The 19,360-nt window shown below is 55.9% G+C and carries 20 protein-coding genes; 8 read left to right on the top strand and 12 right to left on the bottom strand.

From position 1 onward, the window contains the following. Window positions 1-120: 120 nt before the first annotated feature. From Q5H92_RS14900 to Q5H92_RS14865, 8 genes are all read left to right on the top strand, one after another. Window positions 121-396 (top strand): MazG nucleotide pyrophosphohydrolase domain-containing protein, encoded by a 276-nt coding sequence (locus Q5H92_RS14900; protein WP_305012335.1) that lies wholly within the window; start codon window positions 121-123, stop codon window positions 394-396. Between the two features lie 92 nt (window positions 397-488). Continuing rightward, window positions 489-2,867: a ribonucleoside-diphosphate reductase subunit alpha gene (locus Q5H92_RS14895; RefSeq protein WP_305012334.1), complete on the top strand. Its 2,379-nt coding sequence runs from the start codon at window positions 489-491 to the stop codon at window positions 2,865-2,867. 471 nt (window positions 2,868-3,338) lie between these two features. After that, entirely contained in the window at window positions 3,339-4,214 is an 876-nt protein-coding gene (locus tag Q5H92_RS14890; protein ID WP_305012333.1) for a metallophosphoesterase, read from the top strand. Window positions 4,215-4,254: 40 nt separating this feature from the next. Further along, window positions 4,255-4,509: a hypothetical protein gene (locus tag Q5H92_RS14885; RefSeq protein WP_305012332.1), complete on the top strand. Its 255-nt coding sequence runs from the start codon at window positions 4,255-4,257 to the stop codon at window positions 4,507-4,509. A 99-nt stretch (window positions 4,510-4,608) separates the two neighbouring features. Then, window positions 4,609-4,806, top strand: a complete 198-nt coding sequence (locus Q5H92_RS14880; RefSeq protein WP_305012331.1) for a hypothetical protein — start codon at window positions 4,609-4,611, stop codon at window positions 4,804-4,806. Further along, window positions 4,806-5,708 carry a thymidylate synthase gene (gene thyA / locus Q5H92_RS14875; protein WP_305012330.1) on the top strand — a complete coding sequence of 301 codons (903 nt, stop codon included), beginning with the start codon at window positions 4,806-4,808 and terminating at the stop codon, window positions 5,706-5,708. The genes Q5H92_RS14880 and thyA overlap by 1 nt, the downstream gene beginning before the upstream one ends. A gap of 309 nt (window positions 5,709-6,017) precedes the next feature. Then, window positions 6,018-6,221, top strand: a complete 204-nt coding sequence (locus tag Q5H92_RS14870) for a hypothetical protein (RefSeq protein WP_305012329.1) — start codon at window positions 6,018-6,020, stop codon at window positions 6,219-6,221. Between the two features lie 288 nt (window positions 6,222-6,509). Next, window positions 6,510-7,268 (top strand): NUMOD4 domain-containing protein, encoded by a 759-nt coding sequence (locus tag Q5H92_RS14865; protein ID WP_305012328.1) that lies wholly within the window; start codon window positions 6,510-6,512, stop codon window positions 7,266-7,268. Window positions 7,269-7,304: 36 nt separating this feature from the next. On the opposite strand, the gene Q5H92_RS14860 is transcribed toward Q5H92_RS14865, so the two are convergent. From Q5H92_RS14860 to Q5H92_RS14805, 12 genes are all read right to left on the bottom strand, one after another. Further along, window positions 7,305-7,895, bottom strand: a complete 591-nt coding sequence (locus Q5H92_RS14860) for a hypothetical protein (protein ID WP_305012327.1) — start codon at window positions 7,893-7,895, stop codon at window positions 7,305-7,307. A 359-nt stretch (window positions 7,896-8,254) separates the two neighbouring features. Beyond that, window positions 8,255-8,854, bottom strand: a complete 600-nt coding sequence (locus tag Q5H92_RS14855; protein WP_305012326.1) for a M15 family metallopeptidase — start codon at window positions 8,852-8,854, stop codon at window positions 8,255-8,257. An 11-nt stretch (window positions 8,855-8,865) separates the two neighbouring features. Next, entirely contained in the window at window positions 8,866-9,201 is a 336-nt protein-coding gene (locus Q5H92_RS14850; protein ID WP_305012325.1) for a hypothetical protein, read from the bottom strand. A 3-nt stretch (window positions 9,202-9,204) separates the two neighbouring features. Then, window positions 9,205-9,711 (bottom strand): hypothetical protein, encoded by a 507-nt coding sequence (locus Q5H92_RS14845; protein WP_305012324.1) that lies wholly within the window; start codon window positions 9,709-9,711, stop codon window positions 9,205-9,207. Between the two features lie 28 nt (window positions 9,712-9,739). Further along, window positions 9,740-10,183 (bottom strand): hypothetical protein, encoded by a 444-nt coding sequence (locus Q5H92_RS14840; protein WP_305012323.1) that lies wholly within the window; start codon window positions 10,181-10,183, stop codon window positions 9,740-9,742. 9 nt (window positions 10,184-10,192) lie between these two features. Beyond that, a complete protein-coding gene (locus Q5H92_RS14835; RefSeq protein ID WP_305012322.1) occupies window positions 10,193-10,534 on the bottom strand; it encodes a hypothetical protein in 342 nt (113 codons plus the stop codon). A 3-nt stretch (window positions 10,535-10,537) separates the two neighbouring features. Beyond that, on the bottom strand, window positions 10,538-11,107 hold the full coding sequence (locus tag Q5H92_RS14830) for a coiled-coil domain-containing protein (protein WP_305012321.1): 570 nt from the start codon (window positions 11,105-11,107) through the stop codon (window positions 10,538-10,540). Window positions 11,108-11,226: 119 nt separating this feature from the next. Continuing rightward, a complete protein-coding gene (locus tag Q5H92_RS14825) occupies window positions 11,227-11,682 on the bottom strand; it encodes a hypothetical protein (protein ID WP_305012320.1) in 456 nt (151 codons plus the stop codon). 3 nt (window positions 11,683-11,685) lie between these two features. Further along, window positions 11,686-13,869 carry a hypothetical protein gene (locus Q5H92_RS14820; protein WP_305012319.1) on the bottom strand — a complete coding sequence of 728 codons (2,184 nt, stop codon included), beginning with the start codon at window positions 13,867-13,869 and terminating at the stop codon, window positions 11,686-11,688. Then, entirely contained in the window at window positions 13,869-15,038 is a 1,170-nt protein-coding gene (locus tag Q5H92_RS14815; RefSeq protein WP_305012318.1) for a hypothetical protein, read from the bottom strand. Before Q5H92_RS14815 ends, Q5H92_RS14820 begins: the two co-directional genes overlap by 1 nt. A gap of 3 nt (window positions 15,039-15,041) precedes the next feature. Then, on the bottom strand, window positions 15,042-15,698 hold the full coding sequence (locus Q5H92_RS14810; RefSeq protein ID WP_305012317.1) for a hypothetical protein: 657 nt from the start codon (window positions 15,696-15,698) through the stop codon (window positions 15,042-15,044). 31 nt (window positions 15,699-15,729) lie between these two features. Further along, the gene (locus tag Q5H92_RS14805; RefSeq protein WP_305012316.1) at window positions 15,730-19,359 is read right to left on the bottom strand and encodes a hypothetical protein; all 3,630 of its coding nucleotides are present in this window, start codon (window positions 19,357-19,359) and stop codon (window positions 15,730-15,732) included. Window position 19,360 lies beyond the last annotated feature (1 nt).

The following is a 19,360-nucleotide window of genomic DNA, read 5'->3' as shown; positions in this document are numbered from 1 at the left end:
ATGATGGCCAGTGCCACCAAACTAACCGTTTCCCAGTTCACCCAGGCTGCTGCCCGGACCTGTGCTACCATTTACCTGGACAACCAGGCACACGACCCTAATATCGTAGATAACCTCCACATGACCACCGGAATGGTGACAGAGGTGGGTGAACTAGTGGATGTATTCAAGAAGAACCTGGCCTATGGGAAGCCCATTGACTGGGTGAATGTGGAAGAGGAGGTGGCCGATGTGATGTGGTACCTGGTCAACTTCTGCCGGATTAACCACATCAACCTGGAGAAAGCCCTCTACAACAACATCCAAAAGTTGAAGGTCCGGTTTCCTGATAAGTTCACCGGGGAAGCTGCCATTAACCGGGACACCACCAAGGAACGAGTGGAATTGGAGAAATAGTCCAACTAAGTCTTGGGTTAATACTATTACAAAGTTACCTTTGCCGACCCATCTTCCTACTAACAGGGAGGTGGGTCTTTTTTATGCACCCTATGGAAGTAGTCAAGAGAAATGGGAAGAGGGAAGCCTTCAACCCCAGTAAAATTCAGAAGAGGGTTAAAGAACAGACCAAGGGTCTGAAGGTGAATGCTGACGAGGTGTGCCTGAAGGTGATTGGTGGGTTCAGTGATGGGATAACTTCCCACGAGTTGGACAACTATGCAGCAGAGACAGCGGCCACCATGTCCATGAACCACCCAGACTACTCCACCCTGGCAGCCCGGTTACTGGTTACTTCCCTGCACAAGGAGACTTATAACAGCTTCATTGATGCTGTACTCTACCTAAATGACAATACTCAACTCTTGTCTATGGAGTCTGTGAAGACTTGTGTAGACTACTGTATGGAATTGGACCAGATGGTGGACCATTCCCGGGACTTCAACCTGGATTACTTTGGCCTGAAAACCCTCCTGAGAGGCTACCTGCTGAAGGCCAACGGGAAAGTAGTAGAACGGCCCCAATACCTGTACATGCGGGTGGCTGTGGCCCTGTGGGGTGATAACCTGGAGATGGTGAAGCGGGTGTACGATGACCTTTCCCTGGGGAAGTACATCCATGCCACCCCCACCTTGTTCAATGCCGGGTGTAGGAATGCCCAGATGTCTTCCTGCTTCCTCATTGGGAATAAAGGGGACTCCAAGGAAGGGTTGATGGACACCTTCAAGGATGTGGGCATCATTTCCTCTGCTGCCGGGGGAATTGGCCTCCATGTCCACGATGTACGGGCTGAGGGCACCCTGATTGCCGGGAGTGGTGGGAAGTCCAATGGTCTCATGCCCCTGCTCAAGAGTTACAATGAATGGTCCAAGTGGTGGGACCAGGGGGGTGGGAAACGGAAGGGTTCCTTTGCCATCTACCTGGAACCTTGGCACAAGGATGTGTTCACCCTGCTTCCCATCCGGAAGAACCAAGGAAAGGAGGAATTCCGGGCCCGTGAACTCTTCCCCGCCCTCTGGATTCCGGACCTGTTCATGCAACGGGTGGAGTCCCACGGGAAGTGGACCCTGTTCTGCCCCCATGAGGTATTCCTGGCCACAGGGAAGAAGTTGCAGGATGTCTTTGATTCCCCTACTTCCAAAGCCTTCACCGAGCTATACACCCATTGTGAGTCCCTGGGAATAGGGAAGGAGATTGAGGCCCAAGACCTATGGAATGAGATTGAGGTGTGTACCATGGAGACCGGTACCCCCTTCATGCTGTTCAAGGATGCCTGTAACTCCAAGTCCAACCAACAAAACCTAGGTACTATCAAGTCCTCTAACCTTTGCACAGAGATTATTGAGTACTCAGACCATGAGGAACAGGCTGTGTGTAACCTGGCTTCTTTGGCTCTTCCCAAATACCTGAAACCCCGGGAATATGTCACCATTCCGGAGATGAGTATGAGGGGTGGTGACGGACCTCTTCCCAACCAATGGGAGGTAGACCACCAAGCCCTGTACGAGGACACCTACCAGGTTACCCTCAACCTGAACCGGGTTATTGACATTAACTATTACCCCACCCCGGAAACCAGGAAGTCCAACCTCCGTCACCGGCCCATTGGAATAGGGGTACAGGGCCTGGCTGACTTGTTTGCCTTGATGGGACTACCCTTTGATTCCCCGGAGGCTGCACAGGTCAACAAAGAGGTGTTTGAGACCATCTACTATGGGTTCCTTCAAGCCTCCGTCACCCTTTCCCTCAAACAAGGCCACTATGAGACCTTCCCCGGTAGTCCAGCCTCCAAGGGAATCCTCCAGTTTGACATGTGGGGAATTACTCCTTCTTCCCGGTGGAATTGGGAAGCCCTGAAAGAGGATGTGGTGAAGTATGGCCTGAGGAATTCCCTGGGAATAGCTCCCATGCCCACGGCTTCCACTTCCCAGATTATGGGCTGGAATGAGTGTTTTGAGCCCTTCAACTCTAACCTGTCCACCCGCAGAACCCTGGCCGGGGAATTCATTGTCATCAACAAACACCTGGTAAGGGATTTGGAAGCCCTCGGGTTGTGGAATAAGGGAATGAAGGATGCCCTGGTTGTAGGGAATGGGAGTGTGCAGGGAATTCCCTCTATTCCCCAGGTCCTCAAAGACCGGTACAAGACGGTGTACGAGATTTCCCAGAAGGTCATCCTCAACATGGCCGCTGACCGGGGGGCCTACATCTGCCAATCCCAGTCCATGAACCTCTTCATTGACAAGCCCACCCTTGGGAAGTTGTCCAGTATGCATTTCTATGGGTGGAAGCTGGGCCTGAAGACGGGCCAGTACTACCTCAGGACCAAACCGGCCAGTCAAGCAATCCAGTTCACCGTGGACAAATCTATCCCTATTCCAGAGGAAGTGGGACAGGTGTGTGAGATTGGCTGTGAGAGCTGTGGGAGTTAGGCCCTAGTTAACCAAAGCAGGAATACCCAGTGAGGGGAGAGTTGGTGTCCAAGGTGGGCCCCGGCTCTCCCTTTTTCACGGGTGGAGACAACAGGAGAGGAGATTGACTAAAATTATTGGTAAACTATTGGATTTAGTAATGGGATGTTGTAGGTTTGCTAACACCATTGGGTAGGCTCAACAGGAAGTTTTGGTAACCTGTTTATGACTACCCGTGGTGTGAGGGTTTGGTGAATTCTAGGGATTGTACAACCCAAAACTTTCCTGACCAACCCACAATAAACCCCGTTCACCGGAGTTGGTGGCCCGTTCACCGGAAAAATCAGGTAATTAGCCCTGCAAAACCGAGAATAATTACCCAGTGTTTACCCTTATTAGAAAAATACCAAATTCATGTGTACATTTGTCTGGTATTATACATGGACAGTTATTTAACCTAACCAAGATTTCACCCTTTTACCCACTCCTTACATGAGGAAGATTTTGAGTACCCGTTATGATGGGTTGATTGCCCACTACTACTTCAAAAACCCCGGGTTGGGTGTGACCCAGCTCTCGGACCTGATTCAGGAATTCGAGGCCCCCATGGTCAGCAAGGAAACCTTTGACCGGATGGTGAAACGGTGGATGCTGTCCCAAAAGGAAGACCTCACCCCCGAGCAGGTGGAGCTGGAAACCTGGAAGGCCCAGTCCGGGAATACCCTGGTGATTGGGGACCTCCACGCCCCCTTCATCCTGGAAGGTTACCTGGACTTCTGCCAGAACCTCTCCGAGAAGTACAACTGTGACCAGGTTATCTTCATCGGGGATGTCATTGACGGGGCGGGATGGAACTTCCACGAACGGGACCCCGATGGAATGGGGGTAGGCCATGAACTGGATGCTGCCATTGCCCAACTCACTCCCTGGTATGAAGCCTTCCCCACGGCCAAGATTATGTTGGGGAACCACGACCTCCTCATTGCCCGGAAGGCCAAGGCCATTGGCATGAGTCAACGGTTTGTCAAACCCCTGGGGGAAATCCTCCAAGCCCCCACTACCTGGGAATTCATGGAAGAATACCAGGAGAATGGGGTCCTCTACACCCACGGGAATGTGGGGAATGCCTTTAAGCGGGCCAAGGATTCCCGATTATCCACCGTCCAAGGCCACCTCCACTCCGAGGCCAGTGTGAACTGGAGTGTAAGTGTCAAAGACCGGTTGTTTGGAATGCAGGTGGGATGTGGAATTGACCATGAGGCCTATGCCTTCTCCTATGGCAAACCCTTCCCTCGGAAGCCTGTCATCAGTGCAGGACTGGTGTTGGAGAATGGTAGTCTTCCCTTTGTGGAACTCATGGAGCTGTAACCTTTCCCTTATTCCTCACCTTCCCTTATTCCCCAACCCCATGAATACCCCCACAAATCCCGGTTTAACCATCAAGTCCCAACTGGTCCTCCACGGCTACAAACTCCGGGACCTGGTCCAAAAGGCCAACCATCCTTCCTATGCTTCCCTCACCTCCACCATCCGGAAAGGGACCATCTCCCCCTCGGTAGCTCAGGCCTTGGAAGCCATGGGGGTAGGGAAGGCCCTGGAATGGGTCACCCAGAGTGCGGCTTACAAGCTCTACCTCTACCAGCTCAAGGAGACCTCGGCCTAGGCCTAACCCTTTCCCTGTCCAGAGAATGAGACCCCGTCACCCCGGGGTTTTTCTTGGTCCATCCCATAGGACTATTTCACCATTTAACAGTACCAAGCCATGATTAAAGTAACCAATGACGGGAGGGGGAAGGCCCAATCCTTTGAGGCCACCCTTGCTGACCTGAAACCTGCCCATCTCTGGCCCTTGGACCAACAATACCAGGGTTATGGGAAGAATAGAGAGGAGGCTGTAGACCAACTCCGAAAGGAAGTGGAGAAGGTAATTAAGGACCTCCAATCTATTACCTGGGAATAATGCACCAATACCTAGACCTACTCAGCAAAGTCCTGACTGAGGGAATTGATACAGAGGACCGGACGGGAGTTGGGTGTAAGTCCCTGTTTGGCTACCAGATGAGGTTTAACCTTCAGGCTGGGCTCCCCCTGCTCACCACCAAGAAGGTCCATTGGAAGTCTGTGGTGGGGGAATTGTTGTGGTTCCTTAGTGGAAGTACCTATGTCCAAGACCTTCAGAAGAATGGGGTTAAAATATGGGATGAGTGGGCTCCCGAGCATGGTTACCTAGGTCCCATCTATGGGGAACAATGGAGAAGTTGGAGAACCTATACCCAAATTCCAGAGTCGGAAATCTATGAGGTGGGGACTGTGGACCAGATTTCCCAAGTACTGGAAACTCTCAGGACCAACCCCACTTCCCGTAGGATGGTGGTCAGTACCTGGAATGTGGCTGACCTTCCGGATATGGCCCTGGCTCCCTGTCACTGCCTATTCCAGTTCCATACTTCCCTATTGACCCAGGAAGAGAGGTATAAATGGACTCTGAAGAATCGCATCCCGCAAAGTGATTGGGGAAAGGGGCTGATACCCACCCGGAAACTCAACTGTCAACTCTACCAGAGGTCTGCTGATGTATTCCTAGGAATACCCTTCAACATAGCTTCCTATTCCCTCCTAACCCTGATGGTGGCCCAGTGTGTGAACATGGTCCCCGGGGAATTCATCTGGACAGGGGGTGATGTCCACCTCTACAGTTCCCACACCAACCAAGCCCTCCTCCAACTTTCCCGGAGTCCTCAACCCCTTCCCACAGTGACCCTCAACCCCCAAATCAAGGACCTGTTTGCCTTCACCTACGGGGACATCACCTTGGAGAACTACAATCCTCTACCCACCATTAAAGCCCCGGTGGCAGTCTAATGGGATATTCAGTAACCCTCCGTCAAGGGGAAGAGGAAGTGTATTCGGAAGATTGGGGTGGAAGTGTATCCCAACTCCTTTCCCGGGCCTTCCTAGGGGAAGTGGACTGGTTGTATGGAAAGACCGGGAAGGAAGTAGAGGTGAGGGTATTCTGGGGCCTGAACAATCTGGTGGGAAGTGAGACCTACCTCCTCCAGACCTATCCTGATTCCCACTGGAAGTTCCTCAACCTCTGTACTCACCTGTTTAACCTGTGGAAGGCCTGCAAGGAATACCCCGAGGCCACCCTGTCCCTTAACTATTGACACCATGAAAGTAACCCTAAACTACAAGGACTACCTCAACCTATTGGGCCACGTAGGGGAATTACAGGGATTGGTGGGTGGCCTGTTGATGTATTCCTGTATTCCCGAGGATGTTAAAACCCGGGGAAGGGAAAGACTGGACCTCATCAAGTCCTCCGTAGATTCCATTGTTGAAACCCCTAAAGAGTACCCTAACCATGCAGTATAGAATGTCCAATGGGAATTGTAAACCCTGGCCCTATGTGTGGTATGACCGTAGGGAAGTGGCAGAAGAGGCCCACAATCGGTCCTATTTTCTTAGGGAAGTCATCACCGTGTGGATTCAGGAAAAGAAGGGAGGTAAACTGAAACCTTCCCGTAAATACTTCCCGGAATCTTGGAAAGGAGTTTCCCAGAGATGGATTAACTCCACCAAAATCAGGTAAACTTCCCTATTACCCACGAAAAAGCCCCTGCTTCCTTAATTGGAGGTAGGGGCTACTTTCTTTACCACTATTTGTACCTTTACACCATGAACTTGACGCCCAAGGAACGGTCCAGAATTCCTCAGTGGTTTTTATCCCAAGTGGGTTGGGACCATGCCTATAAGTGGTGGGATTTGGAGGATTTGGAAGGAGAGGAGTGGACCAGTGTTGTGGGGTTTGATGGGTACTATGAAGTTTCCAACCTCGGAAGGGTGAAGTCCTGCTCACGGTTGGTTAGAACAGGAGGCGGTGGTGAACGGTTGGTTATTCCCCGTATTCTCAAGGCTGGACTAACTACTTCCAAGAAGTTGTCCCAATACTTCCTTGTTAACCTTTCGGTAGATGGAGTGAGTAAAGTCCAGGAAGTTCATAGGTTGGTAGCTACAGCCTTCTTGGAGGAAACCCACGCCCATTCTGTTCTACACCGTAACCAGAACACCTTGGACAATAGGAAGACTAATCTCTATTATGGTACCCAGAAGGAACGTGCCCAAAAGGCTTGGGATGAGGGGAATCAATATTCCGTCAACCTTGGGAAGTTTGGAAGAGACAGTCAATCTTCCAAGCCCATCAGCATGTTGGACCTTGAGGGTAATTCCCTCCAAATCTTCCCGGCTGTTATTGAAGCAGCTCAATGGTTGGTAGACCAAGGAAAGGCCAAACCTCAGCCCCTTCAAAATATCATGTCCAACCTGAGGAAAGTAGTGAATGGGAAGTACCCTTATGCCTATTCCCACAGGTGGGCTAACCCACTGTCCACCAAAAACCAAGAGCCCCAGGCCAACCCATAAGGGAAGGTGCTGGGGCTTATTTCTTCATCGGCCTGTTTACCAGCTTCCCAGGGAATAGTGGTATGAGAGGCTCACTCCTTGGATTCCCGGTTGGGTGGGAAGGTTATAGTAGATTCCCAATGTTGACTTCCCTGAGGTGTACTGTAGACCTGGAGCTATTCCCAGTCCACTGACCACAGCTCCTATTCCCAGTGAGTGGGACTTGGGTGGAAGGGTCTTGGTAATAGTGACACTGTCTTTGATGAGGGTAATGGGTCGGGTGTCGGTAAGGCCAAAGGACAGGGAATCAAGAAACCCACGGGTATTGGCCTTGTAACCTACTCTCAACCCCTCCCCGAGGGTTACACTGTCCTGGTATTCCCGCTGGGCAAGGTGGACCACTAGAGAGTCTTTGGGAAGGGAATGGATGTAGGTCAGGTACACGGTATCTAACTTCCCGGGGACCTTGACCATCTTGGGGACAAACTTGGTCTGGTACACCACCTTGGAAGGCAGGTAGACAGTATCCGTGGTGTGCTCCACGGTAGTCTTACCACCTTCCTCTGTCTTCCCACACCCCTTGAACAGGAAGCAGGAAACGATGATGAGGGCAATAACCCCCAGAAATTCAAATAGGGTACGGTTCATGGGTTAATCCTGACTAGTGGTAGAAGTTTGGGTAGGGGTTTCTGGGCTGGGGTTTTGCACTACCACCGGGTTATCTCCCGTCACCGGAGCTACCATATCCCCTTGAACCTGAGTGGTGGTGTCGGGGACCCTGAAACCCCCGGCAGCCGCTTTGATGACATTGATGGCCTGTTGGATGTCAGACACCGTCCACAGGAGCCCAAACAGGGAAAGGGACCATACCAGGGGAGCTGAGGCAGGAATTCCCATCACGGCCACATAGCACAGGACACAGATGGACTGGTAACCAGCTACCTGCTTGAGGTCGAACCGGCCATTGGGGGCCTCAAAGAATTCCCCTACTCTTGGAAACCAGGCCATTACTTAGTGGGAAGGGTTTTAGGAAGGGAAGTAGGGGCGGGTACCTTCATTTCCACCTTCTTGGGTACTACTTTGGCCACCGGTTTGGGAGGAGTTTGGGACACCACTTGGGAAGCTAGGTGTTTAGCATAGGCAGTCTTGGCCACCTTATCAAACTGGTAGTGCATTCCATCAGACCTTCCAGCCCCAAAGTCAGCTCCACACACAAACCCATGTTTCCTCCATACATTGAGGAAGGCTTGAGAGAAGGTCACTTTACCACCCAAAGGATTGGTAAGGGCATTCAGGTCCAGGGCAATGGCCCATGAATGAATGGAGAGTTCATTAAGCCCCCTCTTATTCCTAATATTCCACAGGCCATCAAAGGTCTTGAGTTCCTTCCACAGACCTGTCTCCAGTAATTCCTTGAAGACTGCTTCCAGGGGTGTAATCAGGTCCTTATTTACCCACTGCTTTCTCACCGCTTGGTGTTGGTAAGGAGGGAATATCTTGGCCACCCAGTCCGGGAATACATACAGGACCATGTGTTTGGCCTGGAATTCCTTGGAGTTGGGGTCTCCGTAATACCATAAACAGGAGGTGGTGTCGAGGGCAGCCATAGGGAAGGGTGTTAGTCATGTACAGCCACCACATGGAGGCTACCACTGACAGTGGAAAGGGAGAGGTTCTTCACGGAGAAGGTCACCGAGGAAGGAGTAAGGGAAGTCATGGATTGAACTTCCAACAGGTTGATTCCGGAGGCCAGGCAGGTAGCACTGACCGTGTAATTGGTGTCCAGGAAGGGGGTAGGCCAAGTGACGGTGATGGGGGCTATGACCGTGGTCAGTATACTCCCCGTACTTACCCGGGCTGTCTTGATGTTGAGGTAGTTGAGGGGGATGATGTCCCCCACAGGAATCTCCTGTTCTTCCCCTGTTATCACACAGAGGGGAATACGGGAAGCCATACCTTAGGCTAGTTTGATGGCAGGGCCGTAGGACTGGTGCAGGGTGGTGGCCGAGGAGGCAATCCCCACCTTCTGGACCACCTGCCCACTGGTGGAGGGGGCCGTGGTAGTGGTTTTCCCGGCTGTGGTGGCACTCAGGAACTGTTCCCCGGGGGTAAGGGCGGTACCCAGGTTGTTGAGGTCATCAAAGGAAACCTGAACATTGGCCCCACTGGAGGCAGTGGTCAGGGCATACCCGTGGGCTTTGGTGGCCAGGGAAGTGGCAATGGCCTTTCTCACGGTACCCGTACCGCTCACATTGTAGACATTCACCTGGTCCCCGGCTGTAATGGCTTCCGAACAGGGAAGGGAGAGCTGGTCGGGGGCTAGAGAAGAAGGGAAGAGGGAAAGGTCCAGCTTCCCACTCCCGTCCAACTGGACAATGGTGTTGGCCGAGGGAGCCCCGGAAGATGTAACGGTGGGAATCACTTCCTCCAGTTCCCCGGAGTTGTTTTGGATGTACTTGGCCATGCAGAAAGGAAGGGTATGGTAATGGGGGTTAGGAAGCTAGTTTGATGGGGGCTTTGGGCTCCAGCAGGAATTCGTTGGGAGAGAGGGCTATTCCCAGGATTTGGGTGAAAGTGCCCCCGTCCATGGGCCAGGGCTGAATGCTTCCCAAGGGAGAGGCCCAGTACTGGATTCCCTGGGTCAGACCCCACTCGGGTAGGTACACCCTTCCTACCGTCTTCACCCGGACAGTGTCCCCGGGGTTCCCACTCTCCAGGGCCATACCACAGAGTTGACCCCTGTGGTCCATATGAGAAGTCAGGTAAGGGACAATGCCTTGGGAGGTCATGGCCACCGGGAAACCGGGACTCACGGTCTGGGCCACCAGCATGGGTTGGATGTTGGTGGTGATGGGGGCTGTTTGGGCAATGATTTCCACGGCCTCCTGTTGGGCCTCCTCAATCTGTTCCACAAAGGCCAGTTTCTTCTTTCCCATGGGAATGGATTAGGAGGTGTAGGGTTCGGTGTTCAGGGCCCCGTCATCGTCCATGGTGACCACCCACAGGCTTCCGTTGGGGGATTGCCAGAACTGGTAGACCAAGGGGTTGGTGGCCAGTTGCCCAATTTCTCCAAGGGAAGCGGAGAGGGTGGGTGTACCTAGGGGTAACCAGGTCTTGGTGGGGCCGTGGAAGATGTAGTTCCCGGCCTGGGGGCCACTGGTCACGGCCACTACCTTGGAGGGATAGGGGTGGGTTAGCCGTAGGAGCTGTTGGTAATTCACCACCTCGGAGTCCTTCTCAATGGACTTGCCCGGGGTATGGGAATGGAGGTTGTCGGCGGTGGGCATGGGCTAGGACTGGGGGGCGGGGAACCGTTTTCCGCCCCCGTTGAGGTGGAGGAGGATTTCATTCAGGACCGAGTTCTGCCACCGGGCATTGTCATCCGTTTTCTTTTCCAGGTTGTCCAGCCGGGTGTTGAGCCGGTTTTCCAACTTTTCCAGGCTGCCTTCCAGCTTCTCCACCCGGGAATTGGTCCCGTCTGTGGTGGTCTGGAGCTTGGTGACCTCGTTGGAAAGCCCTTGCAGGTTCCCAATCTTGGTTTCGAGGGCCTTGCAATCTTCCCCCGCCTTGTCGGCCACCTTCTCCATGGCCACGTTAAAGCCGGTCATCCGGTCTTCGGTGTGCTTCAGGTCCAGGGCATACTTCTCCTTGAATTCCTTGTAGTCCTTCAGCCGGGCTTCCAGGTCTTTCTCCTCCTTGGCCTTTTGGGTGGCCTGGGCAATGAGGAAGTCCTGTTTTTCCCTCCGGACTTTTACCAGGGCCAACACACTACCCATTCCCCCCAGGCCGGTAAAGATGGAAAGGGCTATTTGGGCCCACTGGGGAAGAAAGGGCAGGAAGAGGAAGGTGGAGAGCAGCATTCCCAAGGGGTAGACAAGGGGTTAGAGGAAGAAACAGTAAGGACCAAAGAGCAGGAAGAGCAGTCCCCCGAGGAAGGGGAACCACCACCAGGCCCGTAGGAAGGCCAGGAAGGTTTTCATCAGGAGAACCTGCCCAGGGCATCGGCGGCCTGGATGTGGGCCACAATCAGGGCCTTGATGCCCAGGGGTTGGGTGTCCCGGACCAACTGGAAGAAGTCCAACTGCAACATCACCGGTTCCTGGTAGTCGGCCAGGGAGGCAGCAGCGGCCTGCTCGGACTCCAACACGGCCAAGGTGTCCCCTTGCAGGTTGACCACGGTTCGGTTGTCGGCGGTGAAGGGTCGGAACACGTCCGGGAAACCCTGCTCGTGGAGGGAATCCCCCGGGGTACCGTCCGGGTTACGGGAGTAGGTACACACCAACACGTCAATGGAGAGCAGGGCCCCTGCTGTGTGAGGGTCCTGGGCGTGTAAGAGGCGGGTGAACACGGCCTTCCGTTTGAGAAACCCCCCGTTGAAGGGCTTGTCGGAAATGTCCACCTCTATGCGTTCGGGGGTGTAAGGGAATTGGGGCATGGGTTAGGTCCAGGTGGGGACTTCTAATAGGGAGTACTTGGGGACGATGACCCCGGAGTTTTGGAGGGTGATGGAGGCATCGGCGTAGTACTTCACGTTGAGGAAGTCCCCGGTTTCCAGCATCACAGGGTTGGCTGCCAGTTCCAGGGAGGCGTAGGCCAGCCCCGAGCCACTGGCCCCGGCCACCACGGGGGTGGGACGGTTGGTGGTGCCTACATCGCTGATGTCCCCGTTTTTGGCGGCAAACACCTCAATGGGCCGGAACACGGTGCCCCCCGCGCAGTACCCGAGCAGGCTGGGCAGGTAGATACCCCCCCGCAGGGCCCGAAGAGCGTACTGGGCCCCGTACTGCATCTCGTCCGGGGCCGTGGAACTAATCTTGGTGTTGAACAGGACCGTACCCAACCCGTTGAGGGCCTGTTCTCCCGAGGTGGCCAGGGTCATGGACAAGGGGACGGGGGACCATTGGAGTTTGGTGTAGCCCGTGCCCGTGCAGAGCAAGAGCAGGGTTTCCTTGGCCCACAACCGGCGTTCGGCCTTCCCGTCGATGTTCCCGGCTTGGAAGGCCCACATCCCCGAGGCCCCGGCCCCAATCCCAAAGCCGATGACTTTCCCGCTATTCCCGGTGGGGGAAGGCAGGGCCACCGTCCACAGGGGAGAACCCGTGCCGGTGAAAAGGTGGTGCTTCCCAAAGTCGGCACTGGTCAGGGTGGTGTTGCCGGGGTGGGTAACCGGGGTGGTGTAGTCAATGGGGCCTCCCCCGCTTCCTGAGCTGGCAGGGGAAAAACTACGGGTGTGTACCTGCCAACCAGGTGTCGAGCCCGGGGCTGTTGTGGCAGCGGTGGGGGAAACCAATTGGAGGACCACGGTCTCCCCCACCTCCACCGAAACACTGCTGGCAATACCCGTGTCCAGGTACACCAGTTGTGGACTGGAAGCATCCGTGCCCCGGCGAAGGGTGACGAAGGTGCCGTACGCGCCAGGGTCGGGCTGGAAGAGACGGGCCGGACCCGTAAAACCTGCACTGAAGAAGTAGGCCCCGTTGTTGGTGGGTTGCCAGCCTTTGTTACCGGTTGGGCCAAAGGTTTGCGGCGGGTCTGCCACCTCCTGTCCCAATCGGACCAAACTGTAGCCCTGCTCCAGTACATCCGCTACAGATGGGGGAAGGTCGGCCACCGATACCACGGGGTTGGCGGCGGTAAGTGGGGTAGAAGAGGCATCCAGGGCAGCTTTCTGGTCAGCAGTTAGGGCCGGGCCCACGTACTTGTAATAAGGCACCAAGCCACTGGAAACCGGGTAGGTAGGCTCTACTTGGGGGTTGGTAATGGCTTGCAGGACCCGGAACAGGTCCCCGGTGCTGTTGTAGGTGAGTACATCCTTGGCTAGGGGAACCCCGGACTGCCACTGGACCGTGAGCCCACTTCCTCCCGTACCCGGGATTACCAGTTGGTTGTTGCGGTACACGGCGTCTGTGGTGCCGGACGGAATCACGAAACGAGCACCAGAGTCCCCCTGACAGTTGTAAATCTCCAACCGTTCACACCCGTCGCCTACCTCCAAATATTGGCAATTGTCCCCCACGTACAGACGGGTGAGGTCATTCCCGTAAAGGTTGCCGTCGTGATTCCTTCCATAAGTGTTATAACTGTGATTGTCGCCGTACTGATTATTCTGGTGGCGACTCCCGTATATGTTGGTGCTATGGTTGTTCCCGTACTGGTTGTTGTAGAAAAGGTCCGCGTAGATGTTATAACTGTGACCATTTCCATACACGTTGGTGTTCACCCCCGAACCGTAGGTGTTGTTTATGTGGCCACTGCCGTACACGTTGCTTATATCCGGCAAGTCTCGGGAAACATTCCCATCCAACGGGTCCCCCAGGTAGTGCCACACCAGGTCCTCCCGGGTGGCCACCGGATTGGTACCGGAAAGGGTAGAGGCGTTCTGAATACCGTTGCGTTGGTCCGTGGTCAACCCAATGCCCTTGGCCAACAAGCCCGAGTCCGACAGATTTCCGGCCAACCACCAGTATTCCCCGTCCCCCACCACCTTGACCGTACACCCGTCGTAACGGGAAGTCAGGGACACCCCGGCCTTGGCAGCGGCCAGACTGGGGTAGGGCCCGTACTTGTCGTCCGTGGGCTTGGGGGCGTTGGTCCGGGTGGAATCGGATTGGGGGATGGCCATTAGGACAGGGTGGTGGCGGTAGAGGCCACGGTGGGGTAGTTGGTGAAGTAGAGGTCGTAGTTCCGGGTCCAGTTTTGGGCCAGGCCTGTGGAGGTGACGGACACGGTGACCGGACTCCGGAAGAGGTTGGAGCTGCCCCCGATGGCCCCGGTGTCCAGCACACTTCGGAACCAGGTGGTGAAGGCCTTCTGGGACGTATTCCCGCTGGTCCGGGGCACGGCAAACCACAGGTACTGGCTGCCATTCCCGAAGGAAGGGACGGTGAGGGACCCATTGGAAAGGCCAATCACCTCGGTTCCCTGGTAGATGGTGGGGGTGGTGTCGGTGGGGGAAGCCCCGTAGTACCAGGGGTGAATGCCCTGGAGTTGGACTTGGGCCTGGACACTTCCGGCCGGAATCTGTCCGGGGGCGGGGTTGCCCTGGGAGGTCTGCTTTTCGGGTCCCTGGGAATAGGAAAAGAGGGCCGTATAACTCACCGGACCTTCCCCGAAGGTGTAGGGGTCGGTGTAGGGCGGGAAGCTGATGGGGGGCGTGGTGTCCTGGGTGAGCAGGTTGGAACTGGGCAGGGTCCGGGTGAGGGAATAGGCCGTGAGCCCCCCGGCATCCCCTTGGCTGAACCCGGGGGTCAACAGCAGGGAGAGCAGGGTTCCCCGCTTGACCAGGCCGGTGGTGGAACTGGCCAGGGAGGCGGTGGGGGAGGTGTAGGCCGGGAAGAGTTCCTTGACCAGCAGGGTTTCCCAGAACTCTTCCGAGGTCCCGGTCTTGGAGGCGGGGAAGCGGTCCCGGAACTCGGTAATCCCCTCCACCGTGAAGGAAGACGGAGCCAGGTTGAGGGTCACGTTCCCGGTGAGGGGGTCGGGGGCAATGTTGTTGACAAACCGCACGTATTGGGACAGGTCCAGGCCCGCAGGTAGGACGGGGGTGTTCCCTGCTCCCATGTAGGGCCCTTCCACCCGCTCACTCCGGTAGGTCACCCGGGCCAGGTAGTCCAACACCTCGGTTTCTTCGTCCAATGTCCAGGCCAACCGGGGGTCTTCCAAGGCCCGCAGGACCCGGATGAGCTGGGTTACCCGGGCCGTATCCACCTCCGGCCCCTCGGGTTCGTGGGACCTTCTGTCCTGCTTCCCGGCCCAGGTGCGGAGCTGGGGAATGATGGGGTTCAGGGCCATGGATTAGGGCAGGTAACGGGTCAGGGACAACAGCTCCAGGGTCCGGGCACACTCGGTGTAGTTGGTGTCCTGGAAGAGGTAGGTGGCTCCTTGCAGGCCCCGGTCCAGCTTCCCCAGGGATTCGGTGAGCTGGTCCACCTTGGGTTGGTTGTTGGCGGGCAGCGGGCCCAACTCCTTTTGCAGGGTGAGCAGCAGCAACCGGTGGTAAATACTGGTCAGGGTGTCCGTGGAGAGGGCGTAGGCCTTGGACCCGGCCTGGGGCAGCAGGGTGGAATAGTCCAGGTCCGTGGAGACCCAGGTCGAGGACCCCTGGCCGTTGTCCGCCTCGGTGACCTGGTAGAACATCCCGTTGTCCAGGTCCCAGCGGATTTCCCCCAGGTCCCCGAACTCCCCGGCCACCCCTTCCTCGGCGGCCACTTGTACGGCACGGAAGACCAACACCCCGTCCTGGGGAATGGTGTAATCCAGGTTCAGGCCCCCGGTTCCCACCACCGGCAAAGGGGTGAGGGTGTTCGAGGAAGAGAGCACAAAGGGGAAGACCACCAGGGCACTGGACCCCGGACGGGGCGGGTTGGTGGTGGCCTGGAAGGTCAGGGTGCCGGGACCGGCTTCCCCTTCGTTGACGGACAGGGGGGCCGGGGTAACGGTGGAGTAGGGCATGGGGAAGTCCCCAGTACACTACCGGGGAAGGTTAGAAGGTGCGTTCAAACTGGGTCAGGGCCCGCTCCATGTCTAGGCCGTTGAAGCCCAACAAAGACTGGAAGGCTGCCAGGGTCTTGGAATCCCCCTTTTGGTGGAACCGGGACCCTTTTTGGTAGGTGTCCAGCAGGTTCCACGGGAGGAGTTGGTGGGTCAGGGCGTAGGCCTTCTGGACCGGGTTGGTGAGGGCCGTGGGGGAGGAGAATATCCTCAACTGGTCATCAAACCCTACCACCGGGACAAAGAAGGAGAGTTCACTTTCCATCTTCAGGACCTGGTAGCGGAGGGCATTGAAGGCATAGGACTTCTTCAGGTCCTCGTCGTCCTCCCCCAATCCCTTCAGGCCCATGGCCACCATCGAGAGCAGGGCTAATACCCCCAATTCCTTGATGGCATACCTCACCCTCATCTGTTCCTCGGGAAGAAGGGCTGACCCCTCTTTCTCTAAGAGGAAGGAGAGGGATTTCCAGTCCTTCCAGATGGTGGCAATGAAGGTCCGATAATGGCCCTCGGTGATGTCCCCCAACTGTTGGTTAACCTTGGTCTGCCCAAACCGGCGTTGGATGGCGGGTTCCAGGTACTTCTTGTACATGAGCACCACCCTTCCTGCCGCATACCGGGAGAGTTCCGGCTTGTCCATGGAATTGTAGTTACCGTGCAGGGACAGGGAAAGGGCCCGTAGCTTGGACCTGAGGGCCTGTTCTTCGGACTCACCAAAGGATTGGGCAAAGGTAGGGGTGATAACAGGGTTACCTTCACTGTCCTGGCTCAACTCCTTCAGCAGGTTGCTAACCTCTCCCTCCTTCCCGGTGAGGAGAATACCCGAGGCTATGGCGGCAAACATCTGACCCTGGGCTGCCAATTCCCCGGCCTTCAGACCTCCACCCCAGAGGGCATCCCATCCCTTGCTTCCCGTGCTCTGGGTCAGGTGATGTCCAAACTCCTCTTCCTCTTTCCCGGGAATCACATCCAGCCTGTTCATCCACTTCCCAAAGGTTGAGACGGGAGTGCCCGCATTCAGGTCCCGGATGGCATCCCCATTCCCCAGGAAGTTGGCCGCTATCCAGTTACCCCCGGTAGCCCAGGCCTTGACACCCCCGGGAATGTTCTTACCCCCCCAGGCTTCCAGGCCCACACTGACCTGGGCATTGAGGTAGTTGGCCACATGCTTGAAGATGTTCCAGGGGCCCGAGACCCCCACCTTAGCCGCCAGTCCCAAGGCCCCGTCGAGGACCTTGTCCACCTTCACCTTCCCAATCTGTTGCCGAACCTTGGTCTTACCCAACAGGTGGGTGTCAATGGCATTGGCCACGGCCTGGGCCAGGTTTCCCCCAGCATCTTCCCCCTGGTCGGTCAGGGCCTGGGAAACCCCCACCTTCTGTGCAGCCTTGTTGAGGATGGCCTTCCCTTTACTGTCCTCTCTTACCACCTGGGCTTCCCGGAGGGTGTCCTGTAAGGTCTGGGCCAGGGGAAGGGCTTCCTGCCTAGCCTGGTAGGTAGCGGCTGCCTGGGCTTCCAACAGGACACTGGTCAACAGGTCCCGGCTTACCTGGGAGGCTTCCATGGGTTGGGTGTAGAGTACAGGAATACCCTGGTCCATACTACCATACCGGAGTTCATCCTCCGCCTGGTCCAGTCCAAAGGCAGTCTGAAGGGCATCCTTCCATTCCCCGGGTTTGTCCAGTAGTCCCTTCACCAGTCCCACGGCATCATGCCTCTTTACCGAGGGAAGCAGGTAGGTATTCCGCAGGTGGGAAGGGTACTTGGTCTGGGACTGCTTGTGGGTCTCGAGCAGGAAGTCATACAACTTCTTCTGGGCGGGGTCAGCCTGGAGGGCTTGGTACTTGGTGTTCAGGTAGAGGGAAGCCCGGGGTTTGGTGAATTCCCCGATGTACTGGACTTCCCCGGTGTTGGGGTTGACCCGGGTATTGCGGGCCTGCCACTCCTGGAAGTCTTCCTCGGTCCATTCTCCCTCGTCCACCAACCGGTTCTTCTCCTTCACCAGGGCTTCCCTTTCCTGAGTGGACAGGGGCTCGGTGTTGTAGGCATAGAAGTTGGCCATTACCGCCCTACGTTGGGGGTTGGTGGGGTCATCACTGATTTCCTGTGCCTTCTCCATGGCCTGGGCCTTTTCCTGGTTGTAGGAAGAGTAGTCCAGGGGTTGGACAAATTGCAGGGTACTTACCATCTTTCCCTGGGAAGGGTCATAGGTCCAGACCTCCTCATACAACCCCTCAAACAACTTCTCCATGTCCCCCTTACTCCTTCCCGTGGATTTGAGGAAGTCCTGGAGTTCCTGGTACCCCCTACTTTGGAGGGGACGGATACTGGCCTGGGCCCGGTCCTTGACCTGTTTGAGGTAGAGGGAAAAGGTGGAGAGGATGGCATTCTGGGAGCTTACCCCGGCTTCCAAGAGCTTGCCCACCAAGGAAATATCCCGGGTAATGAGGCCCATCTCTTCCTTCAACTTCCCGGCATCCCAGTAAGTGGCCTCATACTTTTCCCGGGCTCCTTTGGCCAGTTCCCGGTTCTTCTGGGCTCCCTTGAGGTTACCCTTCACTTCCTGTTCCCCGGCCCTCAACAGGTAGGTAGCTTCCTGGTCCAGGTATTTGGTGGCTTCCTTTTGGGCTGACTTGGACAGGTACCCACCCAACACCGAGGAGAGTAGTTCCCTATCAATCTTCCCAATCAGGTGGTCAATGGTGTTCCTGCCTTGCTGAATCTTCCCCAGTTTGTCCAGGGGGGACATTTCCTCCACCAACTGGTTCGGGTTAAAGGAAGGCCAGGCCAGGTGTTGAAGGGATACCAGCTCGTCCAAGTTACTGGCCATTTGACGGAAGGCCTGGATGGCTTGGAAGGATTCCATCAGGTAGTCCCGGTTACGGTCACCCTCGGGTTTTCCCAACTCCTCCAACACCTTGGTTACCCGTTTGGAAAGGGAGTCCAGGTAGCCCTTCTTCCCTTCCCCGCCAAACAGGTCCTGGTAGTGGGAATCAATGAAGGCAGAGGCCACCTTACTCTCCTCAATGGCTGGGTTGAGGATGGCCTGGACCTTCTCCAACTGGGCCACCTTCTCGGCATTCCCGGGAAGTTTACGGGCCCGGTCAATCCTCTCCTGGTTCAGTACCCGGAGCCTGTCCATCTGGTCAAAGAACCCTAGTCCACTGGGGGAAAGAGACTGGTTTACATCCTCGAGAATAGAGGTAGGTTCCTCCTCACTGGGAAGGGCTGAGAAGGCAGGAAGGGAGTTAGGAGTAGGGGAATAGTTCACATTGACCTTCCCACCTTCTTCATGGGCAACAAAGTTCTTCCCACTGCGACTCTGGTTAAAGGCTTCCACCATCGCCTGGGCCCGGGCAGGGGAGAACACCTGACCAGACACCTCCCATTCCTGCTCCAGGTGGGTCAGGCGGGACTGGAAGAGGGGAGATAGGTCAAACCCTTCCCCTTGGTTGTTGAACACGGTGGACCCTTCCAAACGGGGTAATTCCCCATCCCCTTTCCACTGCTGGAATTCGGGGGAATCAAAGAGGTTGGCGGCTAGGTTGGCACCACCTTCCCCGTAGGTGGACTTCAGGGTTTGGAAGATGGGAAGGGAATAGTTGGGGCACTTATTGGACACA

The sequence above is a fragment of the Hymenobacter mellowenesis genome, assembly GCF_030581005.1.
Taxonomy (GTDB): domain Bacteria; phylum Bacteroidota; class Bacteroidia; order Cytophagales; family Hymenobacteraceae; genus Hymenobacter; species Hymenobacter mellowenesis.
The sequence above is the reverse complement of the archived record's forward strand: the minus strand, read 5'-3'. Positions and strand labels throughout refer to the sequence as shown.

Excerpts from the sequence above, each read along its gene's own strand:
- Q5H92_RS14900 (WP_305012335.1), top strand. The coding sequence starts at position 121 with ATGACCACCGGAATGGTGACAGAGGTGGGTGAACTAGTGGATGTATTC.
- Q5H92_RS14895 (WP_305012334.1), top strand. The coding sequence starts at position 489 with ATGGAAGTAGTCAAGAGAAATGGGAAGAGGGAAGCCTTCAACCCCAGT.
- Q5H92_RS14890 (WP_305012333.1), top strand. The coding sequence starts at position 3,339 with ATGAGGAAGATTTTGAGTACCCGTTATGATGGGTTGATTGCCCACTAC.
- Q5H92_RS14885 (WP_305012332.1), top strand. The coding sequence starts at position 4,255 with ATGAATACCCCCACAAATCCCGGTTTAACCATCAAGTCCCAACTGGTC.
- Q5H92_RS14880 (WP_305012331.1), top strand. The coding sequence starts at position 4,609 with ATGATTAAAGTAACCAATGACGGGAGGGGGAAGGCCCAATCCTTTGAG.
- thyA (WP_305012330.1), top strand. The coding sequence starts at position 4,806 with ATGCACCAATACCTAGACCTACTCAGCAAAGTCCTGACTGAGGGAATT.
- Q5H92_RS14870 (WP_305012329.1), top strand. The coding sequence starts at position 6,018 with ATGAAAGTAACCCTAAACTACAAGGACTACCTCAACCTATTGGGCCAC.
- Q5H92_RS14860 (WP_305012327.1), bottom strand. The coding sequence starts at position 7,895 with ATGAACCGTACCCTATTTGAATTTCTGGGGGTTATTGCCCTCATCATC.
- Q5H92_RS14855 (WP_305012326.1), bottom strand. The coding sequence starts at position 8,854 with ATGGCTGCCCTCGACACCACCTCCTGTTTATGGTATTACGGAGACCCC.
- Q5H92_RS14850 (WP_305012325.1), bottom strand. The coding sequence starts at position 9,201 with ATGGCTTCCCGTATTCCCCTCTGTGTGATAACAGGGGAAGAACAGGAG.
- Q5H92_RS14845 (WP_305012324.1), bottom strand. The coding sequence starts at position 9,711 with ATGGCCAAGTACATCCAAAACAACTCCGGGGAACTGGAGGAAGTGATT.
- Q5H92_RS14840 (WP_305012323.1), bottom strand. The coding sequence starts at position 10,183 with ATGGGAAAGAAGAAACTGGCCTTTGTGGAACAGATTGAGGAGGCCCAA.
- Q5H92_RS14835 (WP_305012322.1), bottom strand. The coding sequence starts at position 10,534 with ATGCCCACCGCCGACAACCTCCATTCCCATACCCCGGGCAAGTCCATT.
- Q5H92_RS14830 (WP_305012321.1), bottom strand. The coding sequence starts at position 11,107 with ATGCTGCTCTCCACCTTCCTCTTCCTGCCCTTTCTTCCCCAGTGGGCC.
- Q5H92_RS14825 (WP_305012320.1), bottom strand. The coding sequence starts at position 11,682 with ATGCCCCAATTCCCTTACACCCCCGAACGCATAGAGGTGGACATTTCC.
- Q5H92_RS14820 (WP_305012319.1), bottom strand. The coding sequence starts at position 13,869 with ATGGCCATCCCCCAATCCGATTCCACCCGGACCAACGCCCCCAAGCCC.
- Q5H92_RS14815 (WP_305012318.1), bottom strand. The coding sequence starts at position 15,038 with ATGGCCCTGAACCCCATCATTCCCCAGCTCCGCACCTGGGCCGGGAAG.
- Q5H92_RS14810 (WP_305012317.1), bottom strand. The coding sequence starts at position 15,698 with ATGCCCTACTCCACCGTTACCCCGGCCCCCCTGTCCGTCAACGAAGGG.